Source organism: Dyella japonica DSM 16301, assembly GCF_001010355.1.
Lineage (GTDB): Bacteria > Pseudomonadota > Gammaproteobacteria > Xanthomonadales > Rhodanobacteraceae > Dyella > Dyella japonica.
In genome coordinates, this window is sequence record NZ_JPLA01000104.1 from 1 (window position 1) to 248 (window position 248).

Below are 248 nucleotides of genomic sequence, written 5' to 3' on the forward strand. Positions count from 1 at the left end.
GGCGATGCAGGCCCGCTAAGCTGGGCCATTCGCCGCACCTCCGATCAGGATTCCAAGCATGGCCAAAGCCAAGACCGCCTATGTCTGCACCGACTGCGGGGCGGAGCACTCCAAATGGCAGGGCCAGTGCGTGGACTGCGGCGTGTGGAACACGCTGAGCGAAATCGTGGTGCAACCCGCCGTGAAATCCGCCGGCGCGGCACGCAGCACCACCGGTTACGCCGGCGCCGCCGCTGGTTCGCCCAAGG

At 67.3% G+C, this 248-nt stretch carries 1 pseudogene; it reads left to right on the top strand.

Annotation, left to right across the window (positions count from 1 at the left end):
- Positions 1 to 58 precede the first annotated feature (58 nt).
- Positions 59 to 248: pseudogene (locus Y882_RS18330) on the top strand (DNA repair protein RadA); the annotation flags it as partial.